The following is a 13,501-nucleotide window of genomic DNA, read 5'->3' on the forward strand; positions in this document are numbered from 1 at the left end:
GCAGACCATGGGGTACGCCCATGACTACGCCACCGCGATCATGCATCGCGGGCGCGTCCCGATGGAGCCGGCCGACTTCGTGCCCGACTGGGCGGACGGGCCGCGCAAGACGAAGTACTACCCGGGGACGGAACGCCTGCCGCTGCCGGACGCCGGGCCGTGGCCCGCGACGGCCACTGTGGGGCGCGGCCTGGGCGGTGAGGGCGGGACGGGGGCGTTCGGCCTGCCCGAACTGGCCGGGCTGCTCGGCGACTCGTACGGCCTCACCGGGCGGCGGCTCGGCGTGCAGGCGAACACGGACCTGGACGCGCTGCCGTTCTACCCGCTCGCCAACTGGTCGCGCGGCACGGCCTCCGGCGGCGGGCTGTACCCGGTCGCGGTCTACTGGGTGTCGGGCGCGGGCGGTCCTGTGCCGCCGGGGGTGCACCACTACTCGCCGCGCCACCACGCGATGCGGCGGCTGCTGACGGGCGATGTGACGGGCGAGGTCCGCGCGGCGCTCGGGCCGGGCGCGCCGGGGCGGGACACGGGCCAGTACCTCGTGCTGGGCGTCAAGTACTGGCAGAACGCGTTCAAGTACAACAGCTTCTCCTTCCACGCGGTGAGCATGGACGTGGGTGCGCTGCTGGGGAGTTGGCGGACGTGGGCGCGGGCGCGGGGCCTCGCGCTCGAACCGGCGCTGTGGTTCGACGAGGCGCGGCTCGCGCGGCTGCTGGGCGTGCGCGGGGACGAGGAGGGGATCTTCGCCGTCGTGCCGCTGCCGTGGGCGGGGACCGGCGCGGGACCGGCCGCGCCGGAGGCCGCCGTCGCACGGCGGGACGAGGAACGGTCGCGGCGCGTCCTGGAGTTCGCCGCGCTGCGGGCGATGCAGGAGGCGACATCGGCGGACGCCGCGCGGCGGCCCGCGCCCGGCGCGCTGGCGGCGGCAGCGCCCGCCGAGGAGGAAGAGGCGGACGTGCGGCTGCCCGCGCCCGTACCGCTGGAGCGGGGGCTGCGGGCGGCGCTGCGGGCGCGGCGCAGCAGCTTCGGCCGGTTCGCGGCCGGACGGCCCCTGGCCGCGGGGCGGCTGGCGGCGCTGCTGGCCGCCGCCCGGGCCGGGGCGCGGCTCGGCGGCGACGCGGACGCGGCGGGGGCCGGGGACCTGACGCGGCTGTACGTGTTCGTGAACCACGTGGACGGCGTCGAGCCGGGGGCGTACGCGTACGACCCGGCGGGCGGCAGCGCGCTGCGGACGGTGAAGGCGGGGCCGCCGGGACCGTTCCTCCAGAAGAACTACTTCCTGGCCAACTACAACCTGGAGGAGGCGGCGGCCGTGATCGTCCCCGCGATCCGCACCCACGCCGTGCTCGACGCGGTGGGCGACCGCGGCTACCGCGTCGTGAACGCGCTGGTCGGCTCCGTCGCGCAGGCCGCGTACACCGCATCGGCCGCGCTGGACGTCGGCTGCGGCGTGGCCCTCGGCTTCGACAACATCGCCTACCGCGAGGAGCTGGGGCTGCTCGACGGCGACGAGCAGCCGCTGCTGATCATGATGGTCGGCCACGAGCGCCCCGCGCCCGCCGACTTCCGCTACGAGATCGCCTGACGCGCGAGCGCCGGACGGATGGGAGCGCGAGAGGCCATGGACGGTACGGACGTCATCACACGGACCGGGCACACCCACCGCTGGGAGCTGGGCGGCCTGTTCACCACGCGCGTCGCCGGGCTGCCCCTGGCGGCGGTGGACGGCCTGCGGGCGCACAGCAGCGCCGCGTGGGCGGCGGAGGTCCTGGACGCCGAGGAACGGGTCCGTGCGGCGGGCGAGCGCGTCGCCGACCTGCTGCACGGCCTGGTCGGCAGCAACGAGGACGGCGACGCCCGGCGCGCGCTGCTGCGGCTGCGCCGCGAGGTGTTCAACAACCGCCTGCCCCGGAACCCGGACGAGGCGGTGGCCCTGGCGGGCGGCCGCGACACGGCGGCGGGGCGCGCCCTGGCGGACTGGCTCGCGGACCGCGCGGCACTCGCCGGGCGCGAGGCGGCTGGCCCCGGGCTGCTGGCCGCCGACCTGGCCGGGACGCGCGCCGCGCTGCGGGGGCTCGCGGCCGAGGAGCGGCTGCGGAACGGGCTGCTGCTGGCGTCGCCCTCGCTGGACGCCGAACTCGACACGTACCTCTCGCGCGTGAACGGCGCGGACGGCGCGGCGGGCGGGCCGGACAAGCGGGCGCGGAAGACCGAGCGGTCGCTGCTCGCGTACCTGTACAGGACCGCGTGCAAGACCAGCCCGTTCAGCACCTTCACCGGCGTGGCGCTCGGCACGCTCGGCGACGGCGCGCCGGACACGCTGCGCGCGGCCGGTCCGTGGACCAGCCGTCCCCGGCTCAACGTCGCCGTGCTCGGCCGGATCGCCGAGGCGGTCGTCGCGGACCCGGCGCGCCGCGCGGACCTGCCGGTCGCCCCGGCGCCCGGCTGGGGCCGGGAGGAGGACCGCGTGCGGTACGTGCGGCGGTGGGTGACGGCGGGCGAGGACGACACGGCCGTCACGTTCGACACGGTGCGCGACCGGCTGTTCTTCCTGCGGCGCAGCGGCGTGCTCGACCGGATGCTGGCGCTGCTAGGCGAGCGGCCCGCGCTGCGCTACGGCGAGCTGGCGCGCTGGCTCGCCGACGGCTTGGGCGCCCCCGCCGGGGACGTGGAGCGGTATCTCGCCGCCCTGCTGGAGGTGGGCATGGTGCGCGTCCCCAGTCTGGACACGGGGGTGCACGACACCGATCCGCTGCGCGCGTTCCAGCGGTCGCTGCGGGCGCTCGACCGGCCCTGGGCGCGGGAGACGGCGGACGCGCTCGAAGGCCCGGCGCGCTGCCTCGACCGCTACCCGGCCGAGGGCCCCGCCGGGCGGCGCGCGCTGCTGGCGGAGCTGCGCGAACGGCTCGGCGGCGTGCAACGGTCGCTGGGCGCGGAGCGCTCCAGGGTCCCGCGCACGGTGCTGTACGAGGACGTGACGGTGCCGTCCGTGACGGCGGACCGCGCCGCGTTCACCCGGGCGGTGGCGGAGCCGCTGCGCTCGGTGGAACGGGTGCTGCCCGCGTTCGACCTGACGCTGCCGCAGCGGCTGACGTTCACCGGCTTCTTCCTCGCGCGGTACGGCAGGGGCGGGCGCTGCGACGACCTGCTGCGGCTGATCCACGACTTCCACGAGGACTTCTTCGACCAGTACCTGTCGTTCACGTCACGGCGCGCGCGGTTCGACGCGGCGGGGCGGCACGTGCCGGAGGAGAACTGGCTCGGGCTGCCGCGGCTGAAGGCGCTGGACACCGCGCGGCAGGTGTTCCAGGACGGCGTGCGGGAGCTGTGGGAGACGAGCGGCGCGGCCGGGGCGGGCCCTGGCGGGCCGTCAGAACTGACCCTGCCCGACGACCTGTTCGCGCGCACGGCGGACGAACTTGCCGACCTGTCCGGCGGGACGGCGGTCTCCGCGCACCACGTCCAGCTCGCGGCCGGGGAGGGCGACGGGCCGCTCGTCGTCCTCAACCGCTCGTACGGCGGCCTGTCGTTCCCGTTCAGCCGCTTCACGCACTGCCACGAGGACACGGACCTGGCCGGGCGGCTGCGGGCGCGCGCCCGCGCCGTCCAGCCGCCGGGCGCCGTCTTCGCCGAGGTCACGGGCGGTCCCGTGACCAGCAACCTCAACCTGCACGGGCGGCTGACCGACTACGAGATCGTCTGCCCCGGCGAGACCAGCGGCGTACCGGCGGACCGCCAACTGGCCCTGGAAGAGCTGTCGCTCACCCACGACCCCGCCGCCGACCGGCTGGTGCTGCGCTCGGCGCGGCTCGGCCGCGAGGTCGTCCCCGTCTACCTCGGCTACCTGGTGCCGCTGGCGCTCCCTGAGGTCCCGCGCACGCTGCTGCTGCTCTCGCCGACGTCGATGGCGCCGCTGGACGTGTGGGGCGGCATCGCGGAGAGCGCGCCGTACGAGGGCGTGACGCGCCGCCCCCGCGTGCGGCACGGGCGGCTCGTCCTGGCCAGGCGCAGCTGGAGCGCCCCCGCCGCCGCACTCCCGCCACGCGCGGGCGGCGCCGGGGCCGGGGGCGACGCCGCGTGGTACCTCGGCTGGCAGCGGTGGCGGCGGCGCCAGGGCGTGCCGGAGCGGGTGTTCGCGACCGTGGCGGACGGCGGGGCACGGGGCGCGACCGGCGCCAAGCCGCAGTACGTGGACTTCGCCGCGCCGCTGTCGCTGCTGGCCTTCGAGGGGCTGCTGCGGCGGCCGGAGGCCCGGGTGGTGTTCCGCGAGGCCCTGCCGGACGGGGCCGCGCCCGGCGTCACCACCGAACGGGGGGCGCACGTCACCGAGTTCGCCGTCGAGACCGTGCGGGCGCCGCACGGCGAAGGTACCCCGCAAGGACTGGGAGGAGACGCGTCGTGAACGCGACCGGAGCGTGGCAGGCCGTCCATGTCCACTACGCCGCCAACCCGCGGCCGATGCTGCTGAACTGCGTGCGCCCGCTCGTCGCCGAACTGGAGGCGGACGGGCTGCTGGACGGCTGGTTCTTCATCAACTACTGGCTGGAGGGCCCGCACGTGCGGCTGCGCCTGCGGCCGTCGGCGCCCGCCGCCGAGCCCGAGGTGCGGGCCAGGACGGAGGCCGCCGTGGACCGGTTCCTCGCGGAGCGCCCGGCGCTGTACGAGGTGGACTCCGGTTTCCTCAACGAGTTCTACAACCAGCTGTTCGACATCGAGTTCGGCGCCGGGGACCGCGCGCCCTACCTCGACGCCGACGGCCGCATGAACCTGCGGCCGAACAACTCCCGCGCCTGGCAGCGTTACGAGCCCGAGTACGGCAAGTACGGCGGCCCGGCGGGCGTGGCGCTGGCGGAGTGGCACTTCCGGCACTCCAGCGAACTGGTCACCGACGCGTTCCGCGACAAGAACCTGCACCTGCGCACCGTGCTGCTCGGCACGTCCGCGCAGCTGATGATGGTGATGTCGGCCTGCTTCGTCGCCGAGGACGCCGCGCTGGCCGGCTACCTGGACGACTACTACACCTTCTGGCACCGGGCGTTCCCCGACACCGGCTTCATCGGCTCCACGGAGTACGAGCGGAAGGCGGACGAGGTCGGCCCGCCGCTGGCCCGCTGGTACGCGCGGATCAGGGACGCCGTGGCCGCCGGCGAGCCGGGGCGGCTGCCCGCCCTCCTCGCCCGCTGGGCCGCGCACTGCGCCGAACTCGCCGCGCGCGTACGGGAACTGGCCGACGGGGACGGGCTCGTGTTCCGCTCCTGGGACGGCGAGCGCGACGAGCGGGTCACCGACCGGGACGAGGCGCTCGTCCGCCTCCTCTCCCCCTATATGCACATGACCAACAACCGGCTGCACGTGACCATCCAGGACGAGGCGTACCTCGCGCACGTCCTCGGGCGGGCGCTGCGCCGGGAGCTGCCGCCGCGCGCGGCGGCCTCGCACGCCGGGCGGGAGCGGTGACCGCCCCCGGGTCCCTGGCGGGCCTGCGGCCCCGGCTGCGCCCGGGGGTGCTGGTGAGCGAGCCGCTGCTGCTCGGCCCGCGCACGGTGCACCTGGTGAGGGCGCCGGAGGGCGGGCGTACCTTCGAGGTCGGGCCGCGCGAGGCGTTCCTGATGACGCGGCTGGACGGGGCGCGGACCGTGGAGGAGCTGGGCGGGGCGTACGCGGAGGCGTTCGGCCGCAGGCTCGGCGAGGCGAACTGGCGGCAGCTGCTTGCCCTGCTCGGCGGCCGCGGCCTCCTGGCGGGCGGGCCCGCCACGCCCGCCGCCCCCGGCGAGGCGGCGGAGAAGCCGGGGAACGGGGTGCTGCGCGGCAGCGTCCGGCTCGTCGCCGACGCGCACGCCACCGCGGGGCGGCTGCACCGGGCCGTACGCCCGCTGCTGGCGCCCGTCCCGGCCGTGGCGCTGCTCGTGCTGCTGACCGGCATGACGGCCGTACTGGCCTGGCACCTGCCGGAGTTGGTGGACGGCGCGGCGGCCGTCTTCCGCAACCCCGTGCTGCTGGTGGCGGTGGCGACGGCCCTGTGGTTCAGCACGGCGCTGCACGAACTGGCGCACGCCGTCACCGCGCGGCACCACGGCGGCCGGGTCGGCGAGATCGGTTTGCGCTGGCGGCTGCCCGTCGTGATCATGTACTGCACCGTGGACGACTACCCGTTCCTGCCGAGCCGCCGCCGGCGCATCGCCGTCGCCGGGGCGGGGGCGGTGACGAACCTGCTGTTCCTCGTGCCGTTCTCCGCGTGGTGGCTGCTCGCCCCGGAGGGCGGCACCCGCGAGGCGCTGGCCGGGCTGCTGTTCCTCGGCGTCCTCCAGGCGTTCGCCATGCTGGTGCCGCTGCCGCCGCTCGACGGCTACACCATCGTCAGCCAGGCCCTGGGCGCCACCCGGCTGGCGACGTCGAGCCGCGCCTACCTCGGGCTCGCGCTGCGCCGCGACCCGGCCGCCGCCGCCCACCCGCCCCGCGCGCGCAGGGCGTACACGGTCTACGGGCTGTGCGTGGTGCTGGCCGCCGCCGTGCTGCTCGGCGCGTTCGTCCTGCTCGTCGACGCCCTGCTGACGGCGCCGTGACACCGTGAAGGAGATCTCCGTGGCCCACGCATCCGAGACCGCAGGACCCGGCGGGAGCGGCGCACCCGCGCCCCCGGCCGTCGTCCTGGACGGCGTGCACAAGACGTACGGCGGCGTGCGGGCGGTGGACGGCGTCTCGTTCACCATCGCCAGGGGCGAGTTCTTCGGGCTGCTGGGACCGAACGGCGCGGGCAAGACGACGCTGATCGAGATCATGGAGGGCCTGCGCCGCGCCGACGCGGGCACGGTCGCCGTCCTCGGCACGCCGCCGTGGCCGCGCGACACGGCGCTGCTGCCGAAACTGGGCGTGCAGACGCAGTCGTCGGCGTTCTTCGTGCGCCTGACCGCCGCCGAGCACCTGCGGACGGTCGCCGCGCTGTACGGGGCGGACGGCGACGCGGCGGCGCGCACGCTGCGTTCGGTCGGCCTCGACGAGCAGGCGGACGTACGGGTCGAGGACCTGTCGGGCGGCCAGCGGCAGCGGCTGGCGATCGGCGCGGCCCTCGTGCACGACCCCGAGCTGATCTTCCTCGACGAGCCGACCGCCGCGCTCGACCCGCAGGCCCGCAGGTCGCTGTGGCGCGTGCTGCGCGACCTGAAGAGCGCGGGCCGCACCATCGTCTACACGACCCACCACCTGGACGAGGCCGAGGCGCTGTGCGACCGGGTCGCGATCATGGCGAGGGGGAGGGTCACGGCCCTCGACAGCCCGCACCGGCTGATCGCGGGGAACGCGACCGTGACCCGGCTGCTCGTCCCGGCGGAACGGCTCGGCGTGGACACCGCGCGAGAACTCCCCGGCGTGCTGCGGGCCGACCTGGACGGCGACGTGGTGGTCCTCCAGGCCGCCGACGCCGGGCCCGTGCTCGCGGCGGTCGCCGAAGTGGCCGGGCTCCAGGGCGTGCAGACCCGCACCCCCACCCTGGAGGACGTCTACCTGACCCTGACCGGGCAGGCGGGCGAGCCGTCCGCGGAGGCCGCCCGCGCCGACGGGTTCACGGACCAGCTGCGACGGACGGAGCCGAGCGCATGAGCGCCTACACCGCACTCCGGGAGGCGGGCTACCGGGCGTACACCCGGGACCGCACCACCCTCTTCTTCACCTTCGCCTTCCCCCTGCTGTTCCTCGTCGTGTTCGGGCTGATCTTCAGCGGCCAGGACGTGGAGGAGAGCGGCAGGCCGTACATCAGCTACATCGCGCCCGGCGTGCTGTCGTGGGGCGTGGCAAACGCGGCGGTGTTCGGCATCGGCTTCACGCTGATGCAGTGGCGCCGGGACGACATCCTGCGGCTGATCCGGATGACGCCGACGCCGCTCGGCGCCGTCCTGGGCTCGCGGTACGTGCTGGCGATCGGCGTCGGCGTCGTGCAGGCCGTGGTGTTCGTGGCCGTCGCGATGCTGCCCGGCTTCGGGCTCGAACTCGACGCGGGCTGGCCGCTGGCGCTGCCGGTGCTGCTGCTCGGGGTGTCGGCGTTCCTGGCGCTGGGGGCGATCGTCGGGGCGTACTGCCGCACGCCGGAGGCGGTGGCGGCGGTGGCCAACTGCCTGATGGTGCCGATGGCGTTCCTGTCCGGCTCGTTCTACCCGCTGGACGCGATGCCGTCGTGGCTGCAGAACATCTCGTGGGTGCTGCCGCTGCGGCACCTCAACGACGGGGTGTCCGCCGCGCTGACCGGCTCGGGCGGCGCAGGGGACATCGGCCTGGCCGCCGCGCTGCTCGTCGCGTTCGCGGCGGTCATGGGCGTCGTGGCCTTCCGGACCTTCCGCTGGAGCGACCAGGCGTGACCGCGACCGTGACCGCACCGCCGCCGCCCCTCGACGCGGCCCGTGACACGCTCCAGGCCGCGCTGCGGCGGCGCTGGGAGGAGGCGGGCCGCCCGGGGCCCGCGCCCGTGGTCGTGCCGCTCGGCGCGGCCGACGTCCTGGCGCCCGGCGCCGACCCGCACGCGGACGCGCGGCCCGCCGCCCCGTTCCACCTCGCGGCGCGCGCCGTGCTGCTCGGCCCCTGGGGCGGCGGCGGGCGCGCGGCGTGCGGGCAGTGCCTGGCGATGCGGTGGCAGCGGCTGCGGACGCGCTCCGAGCGCGAGGCGCTCGAAGGCGGCGCGGCGCCCGGCGGCGCGCGCGGCTGGCCGGTCGTCACGGACCACGCGGCGGACGCCGTGTGGGCGGCGGCGCGCGCGGTCGCCGCCCGCGCGGACGCGCCCGCCACCGGCGACGGGCTGCCCCGCGTCACGCGGATCGACCTCGCCACGCTGGCGCTGGTGACGTTCCCGCTCCTGCCCGAGCCGCTGTGCCCGCACTGCGTCACGCCCAGGACCGAACGGCCGCAGGACGCCGTCCCCGACCTCACCGGCGCGGTCAAGCCAGACCCCGGCAGCTACCGCACACGGTCCACCGCCGCGTTCGCCCTGCCGGCCGAGGCGCTGGCCAACCCGGTCTGCGGCGCGCTCGGTTCCCGCACGCACCTCAACCCGGCGTCCACGACGACCGCGCCGGTGTCGGGCAGCAACTTCGTGCGCGGCTACGCGGGGCTGAACGACGTCACCTGGAGCGGCCAGGGCGACAGCTACGCGACGAGCGGGACCCTCGCGTTCCTCGAAGGCCTGGAGCGCTACGCCGGGACGCACAACCGGCGCGGCCTGCTGCCGGTCACCGCCTCCTACCGCGACCTGGCCCGCGCCGCCCGCGACGGCGGCACCGCCGTCCTCGACCCCGGCGACTGCGGCGCGTACGCCCCGGAGACCTACCGCGACGACCCGATGGTGGACCCGTTCGACCCCGGGCGGCCCATCCCGTGGCTGCACGGCTGGTCGCTGCGCGACGAACGGCCCGTCCTCGTGCCCGCCCGGCTGGTGCACTACAGCGCGGGCGTGGCGGCGGACAACTTCGTCTTCGAGTGCTCCAACGGCTGCGCCACCGGCGGCCATCCGGCCGAGGCGGTGCTGCACGGGCTGCTCGAACTCGTCGAGCGCGACGCGTTCCTCCTCGCCTGGTACGGCCGCCGCCGCCCGCCCCGCATCGACCTCGCGACCTGCCGCACGCCCGGCATCCGCGCCGCGCTCGACCGCGCCGCGCTGCTCGGCTACGACGTGCACGCCTACGACACGCGCGCCGACCTGCCGGTGCCCGTGGTGACGGCGCTCGCCGTACGCAGGGACGGCGGCGAGGGGCTGCTGTCGTTCGGCGCGGCGGCCGGGTTCGACCCCGAGCAGACGGTCGCGGGCGCGCTGAGCGAAGTCCTCACGTACATCCCGCACCTGCCCTTCCAGGTGCGGGAGCGGCGGGCCGAACTGGAGGCGATGGCCGAGGACTTCACGCGCGTGCGCGAGCTGAAGGACCACGCGCAGCTGTACGGGCTGCCGCGCATGGCCCGGCACGCGGAGCCGTTCCTCGCGCCCTCGCCCGCCCGTCCGCTCGCCGAGGTCTTCGCCGGGTGGGAACGCGCCAGGCCCCGCACCCTCGACCTGCTGGACGACCTGCGGCTGCTGCGCGACGGGCTCGCGGGCGCCGGGCACGACGTGATCGCCGTCGTGCAGACCACGCCGGAGCAGCGCGCCGCCGGGCTGCACACAGTGGCGACGCTCGTGCCGGGGCTGCTGCCGCTGGACTTCGGCTGGAACCGGCAGCGCGCGCTGCGCATGCCGAGGCTGCGCGCGCTGTGCGGCCCCGGCGCGGGCGCCCACGCCGTGCCGCACCCGTTCCCCTGAGCGCCGCGCACGCGTGGCAGGGCCCTCCCGGCTCGGTGGTCCGCCGGGAGGGCCCTGTCGCGCGGCGCCGGGATCAGGCGCTGCAGGAGGTGGTGCTGGTGGTGCTGGAGCAGGTGGAGGTCGAGGAGCAGGAGGTGGAACCGGCGAGGACGACCTCGGCCTCGTCCGAGTAGTCCGAGATCTCGAAGGTCTCCGACTCCAGCTCCAGGATCTCGTCGGCCAGCGTGGACAGCTCGGGCTTCTGCGACATGGTGTCTCCTCGGGGACGGGGGGCGGGCGCCGGTGGCACCGGCTGCGGCCCGCCACCGTTCCATTGCAGCGGGGGGCGGCGGCAGGAGTACCCCGGTTCCGCTGTCAGGTCGCTGACACCTGGTGTCAGCGACCTGCGCGGGCGGCGCGCGGCGTCCCGTGCATGCTGGGGTGCGACGGGGACGTGAGGCAGGCGTGAGGAAGAGGGGTCCGCATGGCCGTCCCGCCGGACGTGCTCAGGTCAGCCGTCGAGCTGTACCTGGCGCTCCACACCCGTCCAGAGCCCGCGGGAGCCGAGGAGCGCACGGCCGCCGCGCTGGCCGCCTGGCTGCGCGCCGACGGGTACGCCGTCACCACCGGCGTCGGCGGCCACGGCGTCGCCGGGGTGCTGCGCAACGGGGACGGGCCGGTCGTCCTGCTGCGCGCCGAACTGGACGCGCTGCCCGTCCAGGAGGAGACGGGCCTCGCCTGGGCGAGCGAGGTCCCCGGGATGATGCACGCCTGCGGGCACGACCTGCACCTCGCCGCGCTGGCGGGGGCGGCCCGTGTCCTCGCCGGGTCGGCCGCGTCGTGGCGGGGCACCGTCGTCGCCGTCGGCCAGCCCGCCGAGGAGACCCTCACCGGGGCGCGGGACATGCTGGCGGACGGCCTCTACGAGCGCTGCGGCGTGCCGGACGCGGTGCTCGCGCAGCACGCCGCGCCGCTGCCCGCCGGGACGGTGGCGCACGCGCGGGGCGCCGTTTTCGCCGGGAGCAGGACCCTGGACGCGGTGCTGCACGGCACGGGCGGCCACGGCGGCACGCCGCACCTGACGGTCGATCCGGTGCTGGCCGCCGCCGCGGCCGTGCTGCGGCTCCAGGGGATCGTCTCGCGCGAGACGGCACCGGCCGAGCAGGCCGTGCTGACGGTCGGCAGGCTCAGGGCGGGCGAGCTGGCGAACGTCGTCCCCGACCGGGCGGAACTCGGCCTCAGCCTGCGGGCGTTCGGCGAGGACACGCTCGACCGGATGACGGCGGCGGTGCGGCGGGTGCTGCGCGCCGAGAGCGACGCGTCCGGCTGCCCGCGCCCGCCGGACGTGACCGTGGCGGCACGTTCGCCCGCGCTGGTGCCCGACCCGGGGCTGACCGGGCGCGTACGGGCCGCGCACGAGGAGGCGTTCGGCGCGCGGCGGGTGCTGGAGTGGCGGCCGGCGACGGCGACGGAGGACTTCCCGTGGTTCGGCCCGGCGGGCGCCGGGCTGCACGGCGGGACGGCCGTGCGCACCGCGTACTGGATGCTGGGGACCGTTCCGGCGGCGCGGTGGCGCGCCGCGCTCGCCCCCGGCGGGCCGCCGCTGCCGCCCAACCACTCCCCCGCGTTCGCGCCCGACGTGCGCACGGCGCTGCCCACCGGCGTCGAGGCGCTGACGGGGGCCGCGCGGCGGGTGCTCGGCGCGGCGGTGCCCGCCCCGGCGCGGGCGGCGGGGTGAGCGCTGCGGCGGCGGTGGAGGTCGTCGCGGTGCGGCGCGACGCGTCCGCGCCGTACGCGGAGACGACCGCCGTGCGTCTCGTGTGGCTGCTGCGGGCGCACCGGCCGCGCTGCGCCGGGATCGAACGGGACCGTGTGCGGCTGCGGCTGGCGGACGGGCCGCCGGGCGGTCAGGCGGCCGCGCGGGCGGCGCTGCGGCGCGCGCTGGCGAACGGGTCGGTGCCGGGGTGGGCGGTGGAACGGTGGGGGTGACGGCGTCGGTGGTCGGGCGGCGGTCAGATCCAGCCGCGTTCGCGGGCGAGCAGCGCGGCCTGCGCCCGCGTCGACGCCCCGAGCATGCGCATGACATCCGCGATGTGGCGGCGGTACGTGCGCACCGAGACGCCGAGGTCCCGCGCGCCGGTCTCGTCCTTGCCGACGGTGCACATCAGCCGCAGCACGCGCAGTTCGGCGCCGGACAGGTCGGGACGCCGGTCGGCCGGGGGGCGCACGGCGAGCGACACGTCGTCCGCCTGCTCCCAGATCCGCTCGAACAGCCCGGCCAGGCTCGCGACCAGCACCCCGTCGCGGACCAGCAGCGCCCGGCTCGTGTCCCGCCGGGGGTCGAGCGGCATCAGGGCGGCCCGCCGGTCGTAGACGACGACGTGGTCCGACATCTCGGCGGCGACACGCACCCGGGCGCCCCTGCGGACGAGTTCGCCGAGGTACGCGGCCGTCGGCTCGTGCGCGAGCGCGGTGCCGGTGACGACCATGCGGCGGCGCACGCCACGGCGCAGCGCGCGGAAGTCGCGGGCCCGCACCCCAGCCGACCGCTCGGGCGTCAGACGGGCGCGCGGTTCGGCGGAGACGATCTCCTCGCGGGCGAAGAAGGCGAGATCGTCCATCCGGTCGTGGATGGCGCTGCCGCCGTCGAGCTGTTCGATGCCCTGGGCGGGCGCGGTGCGGCGGGCTGTCTCCGCGCGTAGCGTGTCGAGCACGTGGCGGTACTGCGTGATGCGCTGGATCTCCTGGTACATGTCGCGCAGCCGCAGTTCGCTGAGCCTGGCGAGCGCGATCTCGGGATCGGCCGCCGTCGTACAGCCGGGAAGCTCGCCAGGTCTGAGCAGGCCGAGGCGGGTGAGGCGGTCCAGCGCGAGGCGCACGGCCTCGGGGTCGGCGTCCAGGACGAGGGGCAGTCCTTCGCGGGTCGTGCCGGGGTGGCGCAGGAAGTGGCGGTAGACGGCTTCCTCGGTCGGGGACACACCGAAGTCCGCCAGTTCGTTCGCATGCACGTCTGACACTCCTGTGGGGGCGGCCCCGTGTGGGGGCACGGGCGGGGAGCGGGGTGCGGGCCGGGTGGGGCCCGGAGTCGCCTTGTTCCTGCCCGTTCGCATACGGCGCCGAACACCTGATCATCGCCGGACGACCAGGCAGGGACGACCGTCCCGGTCAGCGCGCCGCACCGGCCGTAGCGGAAGGGAAGCGTCCGGCGGCGTGCTCCGCCCCAACGGCGGACGGGCGCCGCGTCGCACCCGC

General features: G+C 76.5%; 11 protein-coding genes. 9 read left to right on the forward strand and 2 right to left on the reverse strand.

Annotated features, from left to right (window positions below):
• The first annotated feature begins 7 nt into the window (after positions 1-7).
• From ACIBPC_RS23500 to ACIBPC_RS23530, 7 genes are read left to right on the forward strand one after another with little or no spacing between them, the layout of a single operon-like run.
• A complete protein-coding gene (locus ACIBPC_RS23500; protein WP_398847279.1) occupies positions 8-1,585 on the forward strand; it encodes a nitroreductase family protein in 1,578 nt (525 codons plus the stop codon).
• Positions 1,586-1,621: 36 nt separating this feature from the next.
• The gene (locus ACIBPC_RS23505) at positions 1,622-4,402 is read left to right on the forward strand and encodes a lantibiotic dehydratase (protein ID WP_398847280.1); all 2,781 of its coding nucleotides are present in this window, start codon (positions 1,622-1,624) and stop codon (positions 4,400-4,402) included.
• A gap of 56 nt (positions 4,403-4,458) precedes the next feature.
• Complete coding sequence (locus tag ACIBPC_RS23510) at positions 4,459-5,457, forward strand: lantibiotic dehydratase C-terminal domain-containing protein (RefSeq protein ID WP_398847659.1); 999 nt, start codon at positions 4,459-4,461, stop codon at positions 5,455-5,457.
• The gene (locus ACIBPC_RS23515; protein ID WP_398847282.1) at positions 5,454-6,563 is read left to right on the forward strand and encodes a peptidase M50; all 1,110 of its coding nucleotides are present in this window, start codon (positions 5,454-5,456) and stop codon (positions 6,561-6,563) included. The genes ACIBPC_RS23510 and ACIBPC_RS23515 overlap by 4 nt, the downstream gene beginning before the upstream one ends.
• A 19-nt stretch (positions 6,564-6,582) precedes the next feature.
• A complete protein-coding gene (locus ACIBPC_RS23520; RefSeq protein WP_398847284.1) occupies positions 6,583-7,596 on the forward strand; it encodes an ABC transporter ATP-binding protein in 1,014 nt (337 codons plus the stop codon).
• A complete protein-coding gene (locus ACIBPC_RS23525) occupies positions 7,593-8,348 on the forward strand; it encodes an ABC transporter permease (RefSeq protein WP_362968106.1) in 756 nt (251 codons plus the stop codon). The genes ACIBPC_RS23520 and ACIBPC_RS23525 overlap by 4 nt, the downstream gene beginning before the upstream one ends.
• Entirely contained in the window at positions 8,345-10,270 is a 1,926-nt protein-coding gene (locus tag ACIBPC_RS23530; protein ID WP_398847286.1) for a TOMM precursor leader peptide-binding protein, read from the forward strand. The genes ACIBPC_RS23525 and ACIBPC_RS23530 overlap by 4 nt, the downstream gene beginning before the upstream one ends.
• 73 nt (positions 10,271-10,343) lie before the next feature.
• Here the strand turns inward: ACIBPC_RS23530 and ACIBPC_RS23535 are convergent, their stop codons facing one another.
• A complete protein-coding gene (locus ACIBPC_RS23535; protein ID WP_362968761.1) occupies positions 10,344-10,520 on the reverse strand; it encodes a thiazolylpeptide-type bacteriocin in 177 nt (58 codons plus the stop codon).
• 213 nt (positions 10,521-10,733) lie between these two features.
• Between ACIBPC_RS23535 and ACIBPC_RS23540 the strand changes: the two genes are divergently transcribed.
• Positions 10,734-11,987 (forward strand): amidohydrolase, encoded by a 1,254-nt coding sequence (locus ACIBPC_RS23540; protein ID WP_398847288.1) that lies wholly within the window; start codon positions 10,734-10,736, stop codon positions 11,985-11,987.
• Positions 11,984-12,238 carry a hypothetical protein gene (locus ACIBPC_RS23545; RefSeq protein WP_398847290.1) on the forward strand — a complete coding sequence of 85 codons (255 nt, stop codon included), beginning with the start codon at positions 11,984-11,986 and terminating at the stop codon, positions 12,236-12,238. Before ACIBPC_RS23540 ends, ACIBPC_RS23545 begins: the two co-directional genes overlap by 4 nt.
• 23 nt (positions 12,239-12,261) lie before the next feature.
• Here ACIBPC_RS23545 and ACIBPC_RS23550 read toward each other — a convergent pair whose 3' ends face one another.
• Complete coding sequence (locus tag ACIBPC_RS23550; RefSeq protein ID WP_398847292.1) at positions 12,262-13,257, reverse strand: helix-turn-helix transcriptional regulator; 996 nt, start codon at positions 13,255-13,257, stop codon at positions 12,262-12,264.
• Between the last annotated feature and the right edge of the window lie 244 nt (positions 13,258-13,501).

Origin of the sequence: Streptomyces sp. NPDC049879 (genome assembly GCF_044461265.1) — a bacterium.
GTDB lineage: Bacteria > Actinomycetota > Actinomycetes > Streptomycetales > Streptomycetaceae > Streptomyces.

Bases quoted from the DNA above. Each gene is read 5' to 3' on its own strand.
- ACIBPC_RS23510 (WP_398847659.1), top strand. From the start codon at position 4,459: ATGCTGCTGAACTGCGTGCGCCCGCTCGTCGCCGAACTGGAGGCGGAC.
- ACIBPC_RS23540 (WP_398847288.1), top strand. From the start codon at position 10,734: ATGGCCGTCCCGCCGGACGTGCTCAGGTCAGCCGTCGAGCTGTACCTG.
- ACIBPC_RS23525 (WP_362968106.1), top strand. From the start codon at position 7,593: ATGAGCGCCTACACCGCACTCCGGGAGGCGGGCTACCGGGCGTACACC.
- ACIBPC_RS23500 (WP_398847279.1), top strand. From the start codon at position 8: ATGGGGTACGCCCATGACTACGCCACCGCGATCATGCATCGCGGGCGC.
- ACIBPC_RS23535 (WP_362968761.1), bottom strand. From the start codon at position 10,520: ATGTCGCAGAAGCCCGAGCTGTCCACGCTGGCCGACGAGATCCTGGAG.
- ACIBPC_RS23505 (WP_398847280.1), top strand. From the start codon at position 1,622: ATGGACGGTACGGACGTCATCACACGGACCGGGCACACCCACCGCTGG.